Source organism: Microcoleus sp. Pol11C2 (genome assembly GCF_036701505.1).
Taxonomy (GTDB): domain Bacteria; phylum Cyanobacteriota; class Cyanobacteriia; order Cyanobacteriales; family Microcoleaceae; genus Microcoleus.
Genome location: NZ_JAUBQX010000016.1, coordinates 38,775 through 58,940, shown reverse-complemented (window position 1 = coordinate 58,940; position 20,166 = coordinate 38,775). Strand labels below are relative to the sequence as shown.

Sequence of the window (20,166 nt, the reverse complement as noted above, 5' to 3'; positions counted from 1 at the left end):
TACCTCATAACAAATCCCCAAATATCGGCTGCAATCCCAATTACCAATTACCAGTTACTAATCCAATGACGGTGCATATTTCCGAAAAACCTCCCACAGATACTCGCGACTCGGCGAATGCTTCCGAAGAAGAAGTATTTGCATTTCCCACCTCTTTTGCCCAGCAAAGACTGTGGTTTATTGCTCAATTTGAACCGGGAAACCCTTTTTACAACCTGCCGGCGGCTGTGTTACTCAAAGGCAGGCTAAATGTAGTAGTGCTAGAGCTAAGTTTCAAGGAAATTGTGCGCCGTCACGAAGCTTTGCGGACGACATTTGCCACTGTAGACGGTCAACCCGTGCAGGTGGTGGGTCAGAAATTTAATTTCGGGCTGCAAGTTTTAGACCTGCAACAATTGGCGGAAACTGAGCGAGAAAAAAAAGTAAAACAACTGGCTGCCGAAGAAGCTAGCAAACCTTTTGACCTCACCAAAGGGCCGCTGTTGCGAGCTAGTTTGCTACAGTTAAATGCTGAGGAATATGTCTTGCTGCTGACGCTGCATCACATTATTTTTGATGGCTGGTCAATCGGAGTCTTTCTGCAAGAATTAGCAGCACTTTACGAAGCGTTTTTGATCGCCAAACCATCCCCACTTCCCGAACTTTCCATCCAGTACGCCGATTTTGCTATTTGGCAGCGGGAATGGCTTACGGGCGATCGCTTGCAAACTCAACTTAACTACTGGAAAAAGCAGCTAAGTGGCGCTCCCCCCTTGCTGGAATTGCCCGCCGATCGCCCCCGTCCCCCCGCCCAAACCTATCGGGGCGCGAAAGAATCATTTCTCATCCCGAAAACGCTAACAGAAGCCCTCAAAAAGCTCAGCCGCCAGGAAAATGTCACCCTGTTTATGATGCTGCTAGCAGCCTTTAAAACGTTGCTCTATCGCTATACAGGACAGGCTGATATTCCCGTCGGCTCTCCCATCGCCAACCGCAACCGAGCGGAAATTCAAGGGCTAATTGGGTTTTTTGTCAATACTTTGGTATTGCGAACTGATTTGTCAGGTACTCCCACTTTTCGGCAGTTGCTTGCCCGCATTCGGGAGGTGAGTTTAGAAGCTTACGCTCACCAGGATTTGCCGTTTGAGAAACTGGTTGAAGAGTTGCAACCCGATCGAAATTTGAGCTACAATCCGCTGTTCCAAGTTGTTTTTGTTTTGCAAGCTGCACCTGTTGCTGCGGAATCAATAGCCGGACTCAATCTCACTCTTCTAGATGTTGAGAATCAGACAGCAAAAGTAGACTTAACGCTGTATTTAGAAGAAAAGCAGGAAGAAATTAGCTGTCAGTTTGAATACAGCACAGATTTATTTGATGCAGCCACAATCAAGCGGATGGTGGGGCATTTTCTTACGTTGCTGGAGGGCATAGCTGCCAACCCAGAGCAACGCATTGAAGACTTGCCTTTGCTGGGGGAAAAAGAGCGGCATCAGTTGTTGATAGAGTGGAATGACACCCGCGCTGATTATTCGAGCGATAGCTGCATTCATCAATTATTTGAAACGCAGGTCGAGCGAACTCCCGATGCAATTGCAGTCGTATTTGAAGACCAAAAACTCACCTACCGCGAGCTGAATGAACGAGCGAATCAACTCGCGCATTACCTGCAAAGACTCGGCGTCAAGCCAGAAGTTTTGGTGGGAATTTGTGTCGAGCGATCGCTCGAAATGCTGGTAGCCATTTTGGGCATTTTAAAAGTCGGTGCCGCTTACGTTCCTCTCGATCCTGCTTATCCCCAAGAACGCCGATACTTCATGCTGGCGGACGCAAAATTTCCGGTGATTTTGACTCAAAAAAAGCTCCTAGAAACCCTCCCCGAACACAGCGCTAAAGTCGTCTGTATCGACGCCGAATGGAAGGAAATTTCCCGCCAGAGCGATCGCAACCCCGCTGTTAAAGTGGAAGCCGATCGCCTCGCTTACGTCCTCTACACTTCGGGCTCGACAGGTACTCCCAAAGGCGTACTCGGCACCCACCGAGGTACAGTCAATCGCTGTTTTTGGAACCCCTACCCTTTTATCGAAGAAGATATTTGCTGTCAAAAAACGTCCTTAAATTTTGTCGATTCGGTTTGGGAAATTTTTGCTCCTTTGCTGCATGGGTTGCCAACTGTGATTATTCCCGATCGAGCCGTCAAAGATATTAACCAATTCCTTCAAACCTTATCAAAACAAAATGTAACGCGACTGGTGCTGGTGCCTTCTTTGTTGCGCCCTATCTTAGAATCCTTTCCTGATTTAGACAGGCGTTTGCCTCAATTAAAGTATTGGATTTGCAGTGGAGAAACTCTGCCGATGGAACTTTGCCAGCAATTTCGAGAGCAGATGCCCCAACGAGTATTAATCAATCTTTATGGCTCTTCTGAAGTAGCTGCAGACGTGACGTGGTACGATGCAAGTCACTGTGTCGAGAAAGTTCCAATCGGTCGCCCCATAGCCAACACGCAGCTTTACATCTTAGATAGTTATTTGCAACCTGTGCCAATTGGAGTGCCAGGGGAACTGCATATCGGTGGCGCAGGATTAGCCAGAGGCTATCTGAATCGTCCCGAATTAACGGCCCAGAAATTTATTCCAAATCCTTTTAGCAACTCACCCGACGCCCGCCTTTACAAAACTGGCGACAGGGCGCGTTATTTGCCAGATGGAAATATCGAATACCTGGGGCGAATTGATAGCCAAGTGAAAATCCGGGGCTATCGCATCGAATTGGGAGAAATTGAAGAAACCCTGCGACAGCACCCCGCCGTGCGTGATGCAGCAGCGATCGCGCGCGATGACGGTTCGGGCAACAAGCGCTTAGTCGCTTATGTAGTGCCTAACCAAGACAAACTTCCCAGCATCAGCAACCTGCGCGGCTACCTGCAAGAAAAGCTGCCGGAATACATGGTGCCTGCTGCCTTCGTGACGCTGGAATCGCTGCCTCTAACTCCCAACGGCAAAGTCGATCGCAAGGCGCTTCCCGCACCAGATTGCGATCGCCCAGAACTCGAAGAGGCATTCGTCGCGCCTCGCACGGCTATTGAGAAAATTCTAGCGGAAATTTGGGCGCAAGTATTGGGGTTAGAACAAGTGGGAATTGACGACAATTTCTTTGAATTGGGCGGCGATTCTATCCTCAGCATTCAAGTAATTTCTCAAGCCAATCAAGCGGGGTTGCTGCTCACTCCAAAACAACTGTTTCAACACCAAACCATTGCACAGTTAGCAGCCGTAGCCAATACAGCTCAAGCCCAACAATCGGAACAGGGATTAATCGTTGGCGAAGTTCCTCTGACACCGATTCAGCACGGGTTTTTTGAGCAAAATCTCTCCGATCCGCACCACTGGAATCAGGCGGTGCTTTTAGAGTTGCGGCAACCTCTCGAACCTGCATTAATTGAGTCAGTTTTGCAGGAATTGCTGAAACACCACGACGCGCTGCGCCTGCGTTTTGCGCGAGGAGAATCTGGCTGGCTGCAGGAGCTCGCCAATCCCGACGAGGTTGCTCCGTTTACCTGCATTGATTTGTCGTCGCTACCTCCAGAGGAACGAGAAGCCGCTTTCCAAACCGCCGCCACTCAGTTGCAAGCCAGTTTGAATTTGTCAGAGGGGCCATTACTTCGCGCTGCCCTATTTGACTTGGGCAAACATCAGCCAAACCGCTTGTTATTGGCCATTCATCACTTAGCGGTTGATGGGGTTTCGTGGCGAATTTTAATTGAGGATTTCCAGGCAGCTTATGGGCAGATTAGTTGCGGCGAAACAGTCGCGCTCCCGCCCAAAACAACCTCATTTAAGCAGTGGGCAGAACGCTTGTATGAGTGGGCGCGATCGCCCGAATTGCAGGGAGAGTTCGATTACTGGCTCGCCCTTTCTCACCAACCAACTTCTCGCTTGCCAATAGATTTCCCCACAGCAGCCAATTTAGTCGCATCTGAAAAGACAGTCTCCGTTGCTTTGAGTGTTGAAGAAACACAGATGCTCCTGCAAGAAGTACCTGCCGCTTACCGTACTCAAATTAATGATGTATTGCTAACTGCTTTAGGTCAAGCATTTGAACGCTGGACTGGCAATAACTCACTTTTACTTGACTTAGAAGGTTCTGGGCGCGAAGATATATTTGAAGGAGTCGATTTTTCGCGCACAATCGGCTGGTTCACAACAGTTTTTTCCGTTATGTTAAATTTAGAAAAAGCTGGCGATCTAGGGGCAGCCATTAAATCAGTGAAAGAGCAATTACGCGCAGTACCAAAGGGTGGTATTGGCTGCGGTGTACTCGGATATTTAAACCCAGAAATTGCTAAAAAAATGCACAAATTGCCGCAAGCTGAGGTAAGGTTTAACTATCTCGGACAGTTAGACCAAGTGCTGCCGAAATCTTCTTTGTGGATGCTGTCCTCCGAGCCTAGTGGTCCCATTCACAGCCCGCGCGGAAATCGGCGTTACCTGCTGGAAATTAACGGATTTATTGCCAGCAGCAAGCTGCAATTAGATTGGACGTACAGCGAAAACATTCACCGACGAGAAAGCATTGAAAATTTGGCAACGGGCTTTATAGAATCGCTGCGATCGCTAATTCAATACTGTCAGTCCCCCGACACCGGCGGCTGCACTCCTTCTGACTTTGCAGAGTTTAAGTGGAGCCAGTGGAACCAGGACGATTTAGACAACATTACTGCAATTTTGGGAGATATGTAAGATGAGCAAAGGCAATATAGAAGATTTTTATCCCCTCTCCCCAGCGCAGCAGGGCATTCTCTTTCATTCCCTTTACCAGCCTGAATCGGGTCTATATTTCGGGCAATTGCTGTGCGTATTGCGCGGCGATCTCAAGGTTTCTGCGTTTAGAAATAGTTGGCAAAAAGTTGTAGACAGGCATCCCATTTTGCGGACTTGTTTCGTGTGGGAGAACGTAAAAGAACCCGTGCAAGTTGTGCGCAAGCAGGCTCCCTTATCCTGGCAGCAAATGGACTGGCGATCACTCTCCACTTCTGCACAAGCACAGCAGCTAGAAAATTTCCTAAAAGCCGATAGAGAACAGGGCTTTGACTTGACATCAGCTCCCTTGATTCGCATTGCGCTAGGGCAGTTACAGGAAGATGCTTTCCAGTTCATTTTGAGCTATCACCACTTAGTTTTAGATGGGTGGTCGCTGGCGAGCGTCTTTAAGGAAGTTTTGGCCTTTTACCGAGCAGAATGCCAGGGGGCGGAATTGGAACTCAAGCGCCCTCGCTCTTATCGAGATTACATCGCCTGGTTGCAGCAGCAAGATTTAGCTGAGGCAGAGTCATTTTGGCGGCAAACGCTCCAAGGATTTACGGCACCCACGTCGCTTGTTGTCGGTGGAAAATTGAGCTGCAAAAGCGGTGAAGGGAGCCGGGGCGAAGCAGAAATCAAACTTCCCGATCTAGCGCCTCTACAAGAATTAGCGCGACAGTACAAGCTGACTATAAATACTCTCGTACAGGGAGCTTGGGCGCTACTTTTGAGCCGATATAGCGGTGAAGAAGACATAGTTTTTGGCGTAACGGTTTCGGGGCGATCGCCTGAATTAATCGGGGCGGAATCGATGGTTGGGATGCTGATTAATACTCTGCCTGTCAGAGTATCAGTGTCCGCTGAAGACTCAATAATTTCGTGGTTACAGCAATTGCAAAGCCACAGCATGGAAGTGCGCCAGTACGAATACTCGCCTCTGGTAGAAATTCAGCAGCGGTGGAGCCAAATTCCTCTCAATACGCCACTATTTGAAAGTATCGTCGTATTTGAAAATTACCCCGTCGATCCTTCATTGCAGGGCGGAAAAAATGACCTAGAGATTGGCGACGTGCGATCGGTTGACAGCACGAATTACCCCATCGCATTGATGGCGATCGCGCAATCGGAGTTAGCGCTCAAAATTATGTACGATCGCAGCCGCTTTGACGACAGCGCGATCGAGCGGATGCTGGGACACTTGCAGGTCTTGCTAGAAGGGATGGCGGCAAACCCTCACCAGCCTTTGAAAAATTTACCGCTGCTAACGCCAGCCGAAAAGCAGCAAATTCTTTTTGAATGGAACGACACCAAAGCTGACTATCCCCAAGATCGCTGCATTCATCAATTATTTGAACGGCAGGCCCAGCGAACTCCTGATGCGGTTGCCGTAATATTTGAAGACCAAAAACTCACCTACCGCGATTTGAATGAACGAGCCAACAAACTCGCGCATTACCTGCAACAACTCGGCGTCAAGCCAGAAGTTTTGGTGGGAATTTGTGTCGAGCGATCGTTTGAGATGATCGTCGGTATGCTCGGAATTTTAAAAGCCGGGGGCGCTTACGTTCCGCTCGATCCAGCCTACCCGCGCGAGCGCTTAGCTTTCACGTTAGAAGACGCTCAAATTTCGGTGCTGCTAACCCAGCAAAAATTGTTAAAAATTCTGCCAGAATGCAGCGCAAAAGTCATCGGATTCGATCAGTGGGAAGAGGAACAGAATTTTTCGGAAAAGTCAGGTTCGGATTTTAAATTTAATCAGCAAAACCCCTCTAAGTTAGCGTATGTAATTTATACGTCAGGTTCCACGGGCAGGCCCAAAGGGGTTGCAATCGAACACCGCAGCACCGTTGCCTTTTTGCACTGGGCAAAAGAGCTTTTTTCGCCCGAAGAACTGGGAGGAGTTCTCGCCTCGACATCTATTTGCTTTGATTTGTCAGTTTTCGAGCTATTCGCGCCTCTAAGCTGCGGCGGCACAGCCATCCTGGCAGAAAATGCCTTGCACCTGCCCACTTTAAAAACAGCGGAAAAAGTAACGCTGATTAATACCGTTCCCAGCGCGATCGCAGAACTGCTGCGAATCAACGGCATTCCCGAAACAGTCCGCACCGTCAATTTAGCTGGCGAACCGCTGCCGAATACTTTAGCGCAGCAGCTTTACCAGCTTCCTCACATTCAGAAAGTCTTCAATCTTTACGGACCCTCAGAAGATACCACCTATTCAACCTTTGCTTTAATTGAAAAAGGTGCCGAGAGAATGCCACCCATTGGCAGCCCGATTGCGAATACGCAGATTTATTTATTAGATCGAACTCTCAATCCCGTGCCAATTGGAGTGCCAGGGGAACTGCATATCGGTGGCGCAGGATTGGCCAGAGGCTATCTGAATCGTCCCGAATTAACGGCCCAGAAATTTATTCCAAATCCTTTTAGCAACTCACCCGACGCCCGCCTTTACAAAACAGGCGACAGGGCGCGTTATTTACCAGATGGAAATATCGAATACCTGGGGCGAATTGATAGCCAAGTGAAAATCCGGGGCTATCGCATCGAATTGGGAGAAATTGAAGCGCAGCTAAACCGCCATCCAGCCGTGCGGGAGAGCGCAGTTTTGCTGCGGGAAGACACGCCGGGAGACAAGCGATTAATAGCCTATATAGTGGCTGCGTCAGAAACGACTCTCACCACTGGAGAATTGCACGTTTTCTTGAAGGAAAAGTTGCCGGACTATATGGTGCCTGCGGCCTTCGTGCTTTTGGAAGCTTTGCCCCTGACCGTTAACGGTAAGCTAGATCGGCGATCGCTGCCAGAACCCGACACAGCCAGACCCGATTTAGCGGAAGCTTTTGTCGCTCCCGGCACTGCCGAAGAAAAAGCGTTGGCAGAAATTTGGGAGAAAATTCTCGGCGTGGAAAAAGTCGGCATCCGTGACAATTTTTTTGCCTTGGGAGGCGATTCTATCCGCAGCATTCACGTGCAGTCTTTAGCTCAAAAACAAGGCTTGCGCTTCTCCTTGCAACAACTGTTCCAGTCTCCAACGATTGAGGCGATCGTTCGGGAGCTGAAAGCAACAGAATTTAAAGACTTAGAACCTTCAAAAACTCAAGCTTTCAGTTTGATTTTGCCAGCAGATAAACAGCAAATACCTGATAATGTAGAGGATGCCTATCCCTTAACTGCCCTTCAGATGGGCATGATTTTTCACAGCGAGTACAGCCCGGAAAGCGCTATCTATCACTATATCTTTAGCTTTCACCTAAAAGCTCCTCTCGAAGTTCAGGTTTTGCAGGCAGCGATAGAGTATTTGGTAAAGCGTCACGCCGTGCTGCGGACTTCATTTCAGTTAACTGGTTTCAGCCAACCCCTGCAATTGGTTCATCAAAAAGTTGAAGTTCCCTTGCAGGTGGAAGATTGGCGCCACCTCTCCAATTCCCAGCGAGAAGCGGCTTTAAATGCTTGGCTTGAAGCAGAAAGAAATAGGCATTTTGATTGGAAAAATCCTCCTTTGATGCGGTTCCAGCTTCACCGATATACTCAGGAGACTTTTCAGCTAACTTTTGTATTTCATCACGCGATTCTCGATGGATGGAGTATGGGGTTGCTGTTGACAGAGTTGTTTGAGCAATATTTTTTCCTGCTGGAGAAAACAAGCGGTTCTGCCGCTGTGCTACCTCAAAGCGCCTTCCGAGATTTTGTGGCGCTGGAGCAAGCGAGCGTTGCATCTGAGGAACACCAGCGCTTTTGGAGGGAAAAGTTAAGCGACTGCACGATCGCGGTGCTGACGCGCTGGCAAAAATTCCCGCGCGAGGCGAGAATCCGGCAAATTTGCACCCACAATGTGGCGATTCCACCGGAAATTTCCGAAGGGCTCAAACAGTTAGCTAATACCGCCGGAGTTCCTCTTAAAAGCGTTTTGTTAGCTGCTCATTTGCGCGTTTTAAGCCTGCTGTGCGGACAGTCAGACGTGCTGACAGGTTTAGTGGCGAACGGACGCCCTGAAGAGACAGATGGAGAGCGAATTTGCGGACTTTTTCTGAATACTCTACCATTTCGCTTGCAACTATCCGGCGGTACTTGGAGAGATTTGGTGCAGCAGGTTTTTGAGGCGGAGCGAGAATTGCTGCCTTATCGGCGTTATCCGCTGGCAGAAATACAGAGAAATTTGGGCGGTCAGCCTTTGTTCGAGACAGCGTTTAACTACGTTAATTTTCACGTTTATCAGGGCGTGCAAACCATAAAAAATCTTGAACTTTTAGGGGAAAAGTTTTTACTAGAAACGAATTTTCCTTTATTTGTTGAATTCAGCCTAGATGCTTTCTCCGCGAAAGTACAGTTGTCTCTGGAATACGACAGGGCCGAGTTTTGCGGCGAACAGGTTGAGGCAATGGGAGGTTATTACGCCCGAACCCTAGAGGCGATCGCGCGCGAGTCATCCGAGCGTTACGAGTTGCGATCGCTTCTTTCCGAGCCAGAGCAACATCAGTTGTTGATAAAGTGGAATGACACCCGAGCCGATTATCCGGGCGATCGCTGCATTCATCAATTATTTGAAGCGCAGGCCCAGCGAGCTCCGGATGCAGTAGCAGTAGTATTTGAAGACCAACAAATCACCTACCGCGAGCTGAATGAACGAGCCGATCGACTCGCGCATTACCTGCAACAACTCGGCGTCAAGCCAGAAGTTTTGGTGGGAATTTGTGTCGAGCGTTCCCTAGAAATGGTGGTCGGACTTCTTGCCATCCTCAAAGCTGGTGGCGCTTACGTTCCCCTCGACCCGGCATATCCGCCAGATCGCCTCGCCTTCATGCTAAAAGATGCGGCAATTCCAATTCTCTTAACTCAAAAACGGCTGTTAGAAACCCTGCCGGAAAACAGCGCCCGCGTCGCCTGCTTGGATGCCGGCTGGGAAGCCATATCGAGCAGTACCGAGCCAGCCGCTGGCTTACAAAATTCTTCCAATTTAGCCTATGTCATCTATACTTCAGGCTCAACAGGAAAACCCAAAGGGGTGCAAATTTCCCACGCTGCTGTCGTCAACTTTTTGACTTCTATGGGCCAGCAGCTCGCGATTGCAGACCGAGATATTTGGCTGGCAGTCACCTCCTTATCTTTTGACATTGCAGCCCTGGAGTTATTCCTGCCTATTACAACAGGTTCTCGCGTCGTTGTCGCCAGCCGAAAAGTGGCATCTGACGGACAAAAACTGTTAGAAACGTTAAATAATTCTGGCGCAACCATTATGCAAGCTACTCCAGCGAGTTGGAAAATGCTTTTAGCAGCGGGATGGCCCAGAAGCGAGGGATTAAAAATACTGTGCGGGGGAGAAGCTTTACCCCAACACCTCGCCAATCAGTTGCAGTTGCGGGGCGGTTTCGTCTGGAATTTATACGGCCCGACAGAAACCACCATCTGGTCTACTCTCTATCAGCTTGACCGCAAAGATGAATCAGTTTCTATCGGTCGCCCGATTGCTAACACTCAAATTTATATCTTAGACCGCTATTTAATGCCGGTTCCCGTTGGCGTTTTTGGCGAACTGCATATCGGGGGGGCTGGCTTATCTAGAGGCTACCTAAACCGACCGGAACTGACCGCACAGAAGTTTATTCCTAACCCCTTTGCAGAGGGTGGAATATATGCTTCATTCATCCTTCATCCTTCATCCTTCATTCTCTCAGAACGCCTCTATAAAACTGGGGACTTGGCTCGCTATCTCCCAGACGGAAATATTGAATTTATGGGGCGCAGCGACCATCAAGTGAAAGTACGGGGTTATCGAATTGAGTTAGGAGAAATTGAGGAAACTCTCAGACAGCACCCCGCTGTGCAAGATGCTGCGGCGATCGCCCGCGATGACGGTTCCGGCAACAAGCGCTTAGTCGCTTATGTGGTGCCTGACCCAGACAAACTGCCCAGCATCAGCAACCTGCGCGGCTATCTGCAAGAAAAGCTGCCGGAATATATGGTGCCTTCTGGGTTCGTAACACTGGAATCGCTGCCACTAACTCCCAACGGCAAACTCGACCGCCGCGCTTTGCCCCAGAAGTGCGATCGCGTCTCTGAGGAAACAGCTTTCACCGAGCCACAAACGCCTACTGAAAAAGAACTCGCGCAGATTTGGATGGCTGTTTTAGAACTAGAAAAAGTAGGAATTAATGAAAGTTTTTTTGACATCGGCGGTCACTCTTTGATGGCGATGCAATTGGTATCGCGAGTGCGAATGCGGTTTGGAGTGGAGTTACCGCTGTACGATTTTTATGCCGCTCCCACCATTCAGAATTTAGCAGAACTGGTCGAGGAAGAAATTCTGGCAAACGCCGATTCTAACCAGATAGATGAATTGCTCGATCTCTTAGAAAAGAGTGATGGAGAGTCAGCACAAACTGTGATGCTGACTGAGTAAATATCGGGTTGACCAAAAAGCACAAAAAGCCCTTTTCTCCTTAAGCTTTCGGTGGGAAAAGGAGAGAAAAAAGCCCATTTAACAGGATTGATGCGGGATGAATAAACTAACAGTAAAAACCAAAGATTCTCAAGATGTAATGCAGCCCTTAACAGCCTCTGTTACCCCCTTTGAAGAAAAGTTAATGGAGCTATTCAGTGCCTCAGAAAAGTCATTTTTGGCAGAAGAAGCAATGGAGGAGCGAATTTCTGCCCTAGTTCAAGACTTTTTGTACGCAAAAACCGCTAGTACAGATCTTGACTTAGAGTTAATTATTCAGGAGTTTAGGGAAAACAAAATTCCCGCCCTTCCTACAGATGTTGGGGATTATATCGAGGATTTGGCGCAAACCCTCGTTGCCCATTCCATTCACACATCTTCCCCCCGATATATCGGTCACATGACGAGCGCACTTCCCTATTTTGTGCGCCCGATCGCGAAGCTGTTAACCGCGATGAATCAAAATTTAGTCAAGATGGAAACAGCCAAAGTTTTAAGCCCCTGCGAGCGCCAGACTTTGGCAATGATACACCGATTAATTTACGATTTTTCTGAGGATTTTTATAACCAGCACATTCAAAAAAGTGACAGCACGCTCGGTATCATGACAACGGGCGGCACTCTAGCTAATATCACAGCTTTGTGGTGCGCTCGCAACGCTTCTTTAGGACCAAAAAATAACTTTAGTGGCATTGAAAAAGAAGGGTTGTACGCAGCTTTAGAGTTTTACGGCTACAAGGGAATGGTGATAATCGGCTCCAATTTGATGCACTATTCTTTTGAAAAGGCTGCCGGTTTATTAGGCATTGGCGATCGCAGTCTCCTAAAAATCCCCACCGATTGCAATCACCGCATGGATTTGGCAGCGCTGCGCCAAACTGTGGCCGAATCCCGCGATCGCAACCTGCACATTCTGGCAATTATCGGTATTGCAGGCAGCACCGATTCGGGAAGTATCGATCCGCTTCCAGAAATAGCCGCGATCGCGCAAGAAGCAAACGCTCACTTTCACGTCGATGCCGCTTGGGGTGGCCCCGTGCTTTTTTCCGAACGTCACCGGCACAAATTCGCAGGCATTGAACTAGCAGATTCCGTCACCATAGATGGACACAAACAAATGTATTTGCCAATGGGAATCGGTCTGGTTTTATTCCGCAATCCCCAAACCGCCAAAGTTATTGAAAAACACGCGCCCTACACGGTGCGAAAAGACTCCATCGATCTAGGCAAGCGCTCTCTCGAAGGCTCTCGACCAGGTGCGAGTTTGTTCTTGCAAGCCGCGTTGAATATCATCGGTCATCAAGGCTATGAGTTTTTGATAGATGCCGGCATCCATAAAACCCAGCACTTGGCCAATTTAATTCGGGAAAATCCAGAATTTGAATTGCTGCTAGAACCAGAAATTAATATTCTTTTATACCGCTACATTCCAGGAACATTCAGCGAAAAAGCAGCCAAAAAACAACTAACCGAAGCAGACAACCACTTCATTAATCAATTTAACGAGCGCCTTCAGGAGGCCCAGCGACGAGCCGGTCACACCTTCGTATCGCGAACAACCGTGCAAAACACCTGTTATGGCAAAACCATTCCCATTGTTGCTTTTCGAGTCGTCCTTGCCAATCCCCTCACCACTGAAGCAGATATCAACGTTGTTTTAAACGACCAGCTAAAAATAGCAGCAAAGCTTTCCTTAATTATCACAAACAGCGACCACTGCGAGGAGGTGAATCATGATGTCTACTAATCGTTCAGAACGACTAAAAAACCTCTCGCCCCAGAAGCGAGCGCTCCTCCTCAAAGCATTGGGCAAAGAGGCAGTACAGGCTGAGCAATCTAAGCGCATTCCCAGGCGATCGCAGCAAAATTATGCTCCCCTTTCTTTTCCTCAGCAACGGCTGTGGTTTCTCGATCGATTGTCTCCCGAAAACCCTGCCTACAACGTTCCTGCTGCTGTGCGGTTGCAAGGGCAATTGAATTTGTCAGCACTGCAACAAACACTCAATGAAATTGTCCGGCGTCACGAAGTTTTACGGACTGCTTTTGCAGAAGTGGATGGGGAACCTGTTCAACGGATTTCTCCTTCCTTGGATTTCGCTTTGTCGGTGGTAAACTTGCGACATTTACCAGAAACTGAGCAGCAAGCTGAAATAGAGCAGCGTACTATTGAAGAAGCCCAACGCCCCTTTGACTTAACGCGATCGCCCTTAATGCGGGGCACTCTGCTGCAACTTAGTCCAGCAGAATATGTGTTGCTGCTGACGATACACCACATTATTTCTGATGGTTGGTCTATGGGGGTATTGGTGCGAGAAGTAGCCGCACTTTATGAAGCTTTTTCTACTGACAAACCCTCTCCGTTGCCAGAACTTCCCGTACAGTATGCCGACTTCGCCAGTTGGCAGCGGCAGCATTTCCAGGGAGAGAAATTAGAAAAACAGCTCGCTTATTGGAAACAGCAATTGGGAGGCGCTTTAGCTGTGCTGTCAACAGATAGGGAGCGCTCTCCCGTGCAAACTTTCCGAGGGTCGCAGCAATCTTTTGTGATTTCTGCTTCTTTAACTGAAAAGCTAAAAACGCTCGCCCAGCAACAAGATGTCACCCTATTTATGACGTTGCTGGCAGCATTTCAATCCTTGCTGTCCTGCCAAATAAACCAGGATAATCTCGCTATTGGTTCTCCCATTGCCAATCGCAACCGCCTTGAATTAGAGGAAATAATTGGATTTTTTGTCAATACTTTAGTGCTGCGAATTGACACCGCAGGCAATCCAACCTTCCGCGAACTACTCAATCGAACACGCGAGGTAGCTGTAGGAGCTTACGCTCACCCCGATGTCCCTTTTGAAAAGCTCGTGGAGGAATTGCAGCCGGAGCGAAATCTCAGCTATAACCCGCTGTTTCAAGTGTGGTTTGTACTCCAGAATGCGCCCATGCCACCCCTGGAGTTAGGAGGTTTGACCTTGAGCATTCTGGAATTCGATGTCGGTATGTCGAGACACGACTTAAGCCTCACTCTCTGGGAAATTTCAGAAGGAATTCAAGGCTTATTTGACTACAAAACAGACTTATTTGAGGCTGCGACCATTGCCCGAATGGTGAGAGGTTTCCCAACCCTCCTCAACCAGATAGTCATCCAGCCAGATATCAGGCTCGATGACTTGGCAGCAATTCTTGCCGCAGCAGAAAGGCAGCACCAAATAGAGCAGGAAAAACAAATTCAGATTTCGGGAATTCAAAAATTAAAAATGGCTAAACGCAAAGTTATGAAAAGTTGAAAATAATGGCTCAATCTCTCAGGTTTTTTCGGGAAAAAGAGATAAAGTTTTAACGAAACCAAAAACAATGACAAATACAGAAACAAAGAATCTCAATTCCCAAAAGTTAGGATCGGTTAGGCGCAAAGCCGTCAGCCTGTCCTCAGAGGAATTAGTCAAAACCGCCTACCTCCAGCCCGAAAACCTTCTACCTCTAGTTGTTCAGCCAACAGTAGAAAAATTAAATCTCGCAGGTTGGGCACAGAACAATCGCTCATCAATTGAAACGCAGTTATGGAAGCATGGAGGAATACTTTTTCGAGGCTTTGAAGTCGGCGGGGTAAATGGTTTCGAGCAGTTTATTCAAACTGTTGCTGGCGACTTGTTGGAATATTCTTTTCGCTCGACTCCGCGCAGTCAGGTGAGCGGAAATATCTACACTTCCACCGAGTATCCTGCTGAGCAATTCATCCCCCTGCACAATGAAATGGCTTATTCTCGCAATTGGCCGCTAAAAATCGCTTTTTTCTGCGTCAAGAAAGCCGAACAGGGAGGAGAAACTCCGATCGCTAACAGCCGCAAAGTGTTTCAAAGCCTGGATTCAAAGATTAGAGAAAAGTTTGCCCAAAAAAAGGTTATGTATGTGCGAAATTACGGCGGTGGCGTAGATTTACCCTGGGAAAATGTCTTCAATACTGATAGCAAAATTGAGGTAGAAGAGTATTGCCAAAAAGCGGGAATTGAGTTAGAATGGAAAAATGGCCAGCGCTTGAGAACTAGGCAAATATGTCAAGCTGTCGCCCAGCACCCAAAAACGCAGGAAATGGTGTGGTTTAATCAAGCTCACCTCTTCCATATTTCCAATCTCGAACCCGTCGTTCGCAAAGAGCTTTTAACTTCTTTTAAACAGGAAGATTTACCCCGCAATGCTTATTACGGCGATGGCTCGCCCATTGAAGATTTTATCTTAGACGAAATTCGTCGCGGCTATCAGCAAGCAACAACTGTTTTCCTTTGGGAAGAAGGAGATGTCTTGCTGCTAGATAATATGCTAACCGCGCACGGACGCACCCCATTTTCTGGTTCGCGTCGAGTTGTTGTCGGGATGGCAGAACCGTTTAGCTGTCAAGACATTTAGACCTATGAAAGGAACAGTAGATATGCAAAAGGAAACAATCGAAGGGTTTAGACTTTCTCCACAGCAACGCCACCTGTGGGGGTTACAGCAAAATAATCCTAAACAGACTTATCGCGTTCGAGGTGCAATTTTAATTACAGGAAACCTCGATCGAGAAATTCTTAAAAGTGCGCTGCAAAATGTCGTGAATCGGCACGAAATCCTGCGGACTAGCTTTCACTGCTTGCCTGGGATGACGCTACCCCTGCAAGCGATCGCCAGCGCTGGTGAAGTTCCTATCTCGGAACACAATCTCAGCGGTTTGTCTCCCGAAGAACAAGAAGCTAAAATCGCAGCGCTTTTTGAGCAACTAAACCTGCGTGCTTTTGATTTTGAGCGCGGCCCACTTTGGCACATCTCTTTAGTCACTCTCGCCCAAGACAAGCACCTATTGCTGGCGAACTTCTCGGCCTTAATTGCAGATAGCGTCACCCTGAAAAATTTTACCCGCGAACTCAGTCTTTCCTACTCAGCCTGTGCGTGCGGGGAAGAGTTATCTGATGAGTCAATGCAATATGCCGATATTGCTGAGTGGCAAAATGAGCTGCTCGAATCAGAAGAAACGGCAATCGGCCAAGAATACTGGCGCAAACTGCATCTTGAATCTTTGGATTTATTAACGTTTCCTTGGGAAAAGAAGAATTCAGAAGCGAAATTTCAGCCACAAGTAGAAAGGGTGGAAATTCGGGGTGATTTGTTCGACAGCCTGGAAGCGATAGCCCAAAAACACCAAAGCGATATGTCTACATTTCTGCTGACTTGCTGGCAAATTCTGATTGCGCGGCTTACCAGACAGCCAAACCCGATCGTCGGCGTAACTGGAAACGCCAGGAAATATGAAGAATTAGAGCGATCGCTGGGGCTGTTGAGTACCTATTTACCACTACAATGCGACTTGCAAGACGAATTCAGTTTTGCCAAAATTTGGCAGCAAGTTGAGCTAAATCTCAAAAATATTCACACTTGGCAAGAATATTTCACCTGGGAAGAAACTCTAGAATCCGATAAAAGTAACGCTTTTTTGCCCATCTGCTTTGGGTATGAAACAAAGCCAGAGAAATATGGCGAGTCTGGCGTTTCATTTTTGCTCGATCGGCAAGATGCCTGCGTAGAACCCTTCAAACTTAAACTTTTGGGCCTTTCACGAGGCAATTGCTTAATCGCCGAGTTTCGCTACGATTCGGCTTTATTTGAAGCTGAAGATGTCAAGCGCTTGTCACAACACTTCCAGGCTGTGTTAGAAAGTGCCTTAAAAAATCCACAAATACCCATCAGTCAATTAAATATACTCAGCGATCGCGATCGTCACCAGCTTCTCGTCGAGTTCAACCAAACCCAGAAAGATTACCCGACAGACAAATGTGTTCATCAGCTTTTTGAAGAACAAGCCCAGCGCACTCCTGATAATATTGCTGTCGTTTTTGACAACCAAACAATTAACTATCGAGAACTTAACAATCGCGCCAATCAACTCGCCCATCACCTGCAAAACTTGGGAGTTGAATCAGAGTCAATTGTTGGAATTTGCGTCGATCGCTCTTTAGAAATAATTGTAGGAATGCTAGGCATTCTCAAAGCAGGTGCCGCGTATTTACCCATAGACCCGGCAACCCCAGCAGATCGCAAGGCACTCATGCTAGAAGATGCCCAGGTGCAGGTGCTACTAACGCAACAGCGACTCGCTGAAAGCTTGCCGAAAACTCAGGTAAATATTGTTTGCATCGATACAGACATTCCCACTAATTCTGCCTCTTACACGCCTCGCGCCTCTTCTGACAATTTAGCTTACGTCATCTATACTTCCGGTTCCACTGGCACGCCCAAGGGAGTCGCGATCGAACACCGGCAACTGCTTAATTACCTGCACAGCATTCAGGAAAGGTTAAACCTGCCATCAGGTGCCAGTTTTGCCACCGTTTCTACCTTCGCCGCAGACTTGGGCAATACAGCGATTTTCCCGGCACTTTGTTCCGGTGGATGCCTGCATATAGTATCCCAAGAACGCGCCACCGATCCAGAAGCACTGGCCCAATATTTCCGCCGCCATTCTATCGATTGCCTCAAGATTGTTCCCTCGCACCTTGCTGCTCTTTTAACTTCTTCTGTCGCCGAGTCTATTTTGCCACGAAGACGGCTAATTTTAGGCGGTGAAGCTGCAAGCTGGGAATTGATTGAAAAGATTCGTAAAATCAATCCAGATTGCCAGATTTTCAATCACTACGGGCCAACAGAAGCGACGGTGGGCGTGCTCACCTATCAAGTGTATGGCGAGGAATTGAAAGGAATTTCCGAGACAGTTCCACTCGGCCGACCTATAGCAAATACCGAGATTTATCTACTGGATTCCCATTTGCAGCCAGTACCAGTAGGCGTACCAGGGGAACTGCACATCGGTGGCAGCAGTCTGGCGCGGGGCTATCTCAACCGCCCAGAATTGACGGCAGAAAAATTTATTCCGAACCCATTCGGTGCGCCGGAAGCGCGACTGTACAAAACTGGGGATTTGGCTCGCTATTTGCCTGACGGAAACATCGAATTCATCGGACGAATTGACAGTCAAGTAAAAATCCGGGGCTACCGCATTGAATTGGGAGAAATTGAGGCAGCATTAGGGCAGCATCCAGATATCGCGCAGGCTGTAGCGGTGGCGCGGGAAGATGCGCCTGGTGAAAAGCGCCTCGTGGCTTATTTTGTTTCTAATCAGAAACAAGCACCAAGCAGCAGCGAACTTCGCCGTTTTTTAGCGACGAAATTGCCTGAGTACATGGTGCCTTGGGCTTTTGTAACGCTCAAAAGTTTGCCTTTAACTCCTAACGGAAAGGTAGACCGGCGATCGCTCCCAGAACCCGACAGTGCCAGAGCGAAATTAGAAGGAACTTTCGCAGAACCTCGCACGCCTGCCGAGGCAACTATCGCCCAGATTTGGGGGCAAATGCTAGAGGTCGAAAAAGTAGGAATTTATGATAACTTTTTCGAGTTAGGCGGAGATTCGATATCAAGCATTCGCATCGTCGCCAAAATCAATCAAGCCGGCTTGCGCGTGACGCCCAAACAACTGTTTGAGTGCCCCACTGTGGCGGAGCTTGCAGCCGTTGCAGACCGAATTGAGACGACTGAAAAACTGCTGCCGCTTCTCCCAATACAGCAGAAAATTTTAGCAGAAAAAAATTCCGGGAAATGCCAGAGCTTTTTATTTAAAACCGACTCGGCAATCCCTCCTCAAGTATGGCAGCAAGCGGTGCAAACATTGCTCGATCGCCACGACATTGTTCGCCTGCGATTTATCCATACAGAATCGGGGTGGGAGCAAATGTATGGCAGTTTAGAGGAAATTAAAACCGAACCTTTCTCATACATCGATTTATCGGCGTTGCCAGCGAGCCAACGAGAAATTACTTTAGAAAAAACGGCAGCCGAGCTAAAAGAAAGTTTGAATCCAGCCGAGGGAATTCTCTGGCGAGTGGCTTTGTTTGACCAGGGAAAGGATCGACACAATAGCCTGCTATTAACGATTCATCAACTGGCGGCAGATAGCGTTTCCTGGCAAATTTTGCTAGAGGAACTTTCGGCGGCGATCGCGCAGATGAGTCAGGGCAAATCCGTAGAATTACCGCCCACAACAGCAACTTTTAAACGGTGGTCAGAATTTCTGCAAGAGTACGGCAAGTCGCCACAAATTCAGCAAGAGCGAGATTACTGGCTCGCTGCGCGTCAAGAAGTCTCGAAACTGCCCGTTGATTCTCCAAGCCATGATGAGGCGAGCATTGTATTAGTTTCGCTCGATGTTGAAGAAACTCGCACTTTACTGCAAAAAGTTCCCGCAGCTTATGGAACCCAAACGAGCGAAGTATTGCTGACTGCATTGGTGCAAACTTTTAATCAGTGGACGAAAGCGGATTCCTTGCTGGTGGATTTGGAGGCTTCGGGGCGAGAAATTTTTGCCAAAGATATCGATTTGTCGCGTACTATTGGCTGCTTTACGGCGATTTTCCCGGTTCAGCTTATTTTGAAGGGAATTTCTGGGCCGGGGGAAGCTTTGAAGGCGATTAAAGAGCAGGTGCGGGGCGTACCCAATCGAGGCGCTAGCTACGGGGTACTGCGCTATTTAGGCGATGACGCAGAAGTAGCGGCGCACCTGCAAGCCTTGGATCGATCTCCGGTTAGATTTAACTACCGCGAGCAATTCGATCCGATTTTGCCTGAATCTTTGGCGTTTGAGTTAGTTGAAAGCGCTCCCAGCATCCTGCCAGGAAATCGGCGCTATCCGATCGAAATTGACTCCGGCGTGCGAGAAAATAGGCTGCAATTAGAGTGGAGGTATAGCGAAGCAGCCTATGGGCGAACCACCATCGAAAAACTAGCTAAAGATTTTGTGGATAATTTGCGATCGCTTGCTGCCCACTGTCAGTCTGCCGAAGCAGGAACCTACACGCCTTCTGACTTCCCAAAAGCAAATTTGAGTCAAAAAGACCTCGATCGCTTCTTAGCGAAAATCAACCAACGCAGGTAAAAATT

The 20,166-nt window shown here is 48.1% G+C and carries 6 protein-coding genes and 2 pseudogenes; all 8 read left to right on the top strand.

From position 1 onward, the window contains the following. The first annotated feature begins 65 nt into the window (after window positions 1-65). The 8 genes and pseudogenes from QUA42_RS11840 (at window position 66) to QUA42_RS11815 (ending at window position 20,161) form a co-directional block, all read left to right on the top strand. On the top strand, window positions 66-4,718 hold the full coding sequence (locus tag QUA42_RS11840; RefSeq protein ID WP_333137464.1) for an amino acid adenylation domain-containing protein: 4,653 nt from the start codon (window positions 66-68) through the stop codon (window positions 4,716-4,718). Window position 4,719: 1 nt separating this feature from the next. Then, a pseudogene (locus tag QUA42_RS27730) lies at window positions 4,720-6,057 on the top strand (condensation domain-containing protein); the annotation flags it as partial. Then, window positions 6,037-7,551: pseudogene (locus tag QUA42_RS27725) on the top strand (non-ribosomal peptide synthetase); the annotation flags it as partial. The pseudogenes QUA42_RS27730 and QUA42_RS27725, both read left to right, overlap by 21 nt. Further along, window positions 7,525-11,178, top strand: coding sequence for an amino acid adenylation domain-containing protein (locus tag QUA42_RS27720; RefSeq protein ID WP_445301309.1), 3,654 nt, complete (start codon window positions 7,525-7,527; stop codon window positions 11,176-11,178). The pseudogene QUA42_RS27725 and the gene QUA42_RS27720, both read left to right, overlap by 27 nt. A gap of 97 nt (window positions 11,179-11,275) precedes the next feature. Beyond that, window positions 11,276-12,964, top strand: coding sequence for a pyridoxal-dependent aspartate 1-decarboxylase PanP (gene panP / locus QUA42_RS11830; RefSeq protein WP_333137462.1), 1,689 nt, complete (start codon window positions 11,276-11,278; stop codon window positions 12,962-12,964). Further along, window positions 12,951-14,495, top strand: a complete 1,545-nt coding sequence (locus tag QUA42_RS11825; RefSeq protein WP_333137461.1) for a condensation domain-containing protein — start codon at window positions 12,951-12,953, stop codon at window positions 14,493-14,495. The genes panP and QUA42_RS11825 overlap by 14 nt, the downstream gene beginning before the upstream one ends. Window positions 14,496-14,562: 67 nt before the next feature. Then, a complete protein-coding gene (locus QUA42_RS11820; RefSeq protein WP_333137460.1) occupies window positions 14,563-15,612 on the top strand; it encodes a TauD/TfdA family dioxygenase in 1,050 nt (349 codons plus the stop codon). A 22-nt stretch (window positions 15,613-15,634) separates the two neighbouring features. Further along, complete coding sequence (locus tag QUA42_RS11815; RefSeq protein ID WP_333137459.1) at window positions 15,635-20,161, top strand: amino acid adenylation domain-containing protein; 4,527 nt, start codon at window positions 15,635-15,637, stop codon at window positions 20,159-20,161. The last annotated feature ends 5 nt before the right edge of the window (window positions 20,162-20,166 follow it).

Bases quoted from the DNA above. Each gene is read 5' to 3' on its own strand.
- QUA42_RS11840 (WP_333137464.1), top strand. From the start codon at position 66: ATGACGGTGCATATTTCCGAAAAACCTCCCACAGATACTCGCGACTCG.
- panP (WP_333137462.1), top strand. From the start codon at position 11,276: ATGAATAAACTAACAGTAAAAACCAAAGATTCTCAAGATGTAATGCAG.
- QUA42_RS11825 (WP_333137461.1), top strand. From the start codon at position 12,951: ATGATGTCTACTAATCGTTCAGAACGACTAAAAAACCTCTCGCCCCAG.
- QUA42_RS11820 (WP_333137460.1), top strand. From the start codon at position 14,563: ATGACAAATACAGAAACAAAGAATCTCAATTCCCAAAAGTTAGGATCG.
- QUA42_RS11815 (WP_333137459.1), top strand. From the start codon at position 15,635: ATGCAAAAGGAAACAATCGAAGGGTTTAGACTTTCTCCACAGCAACGC.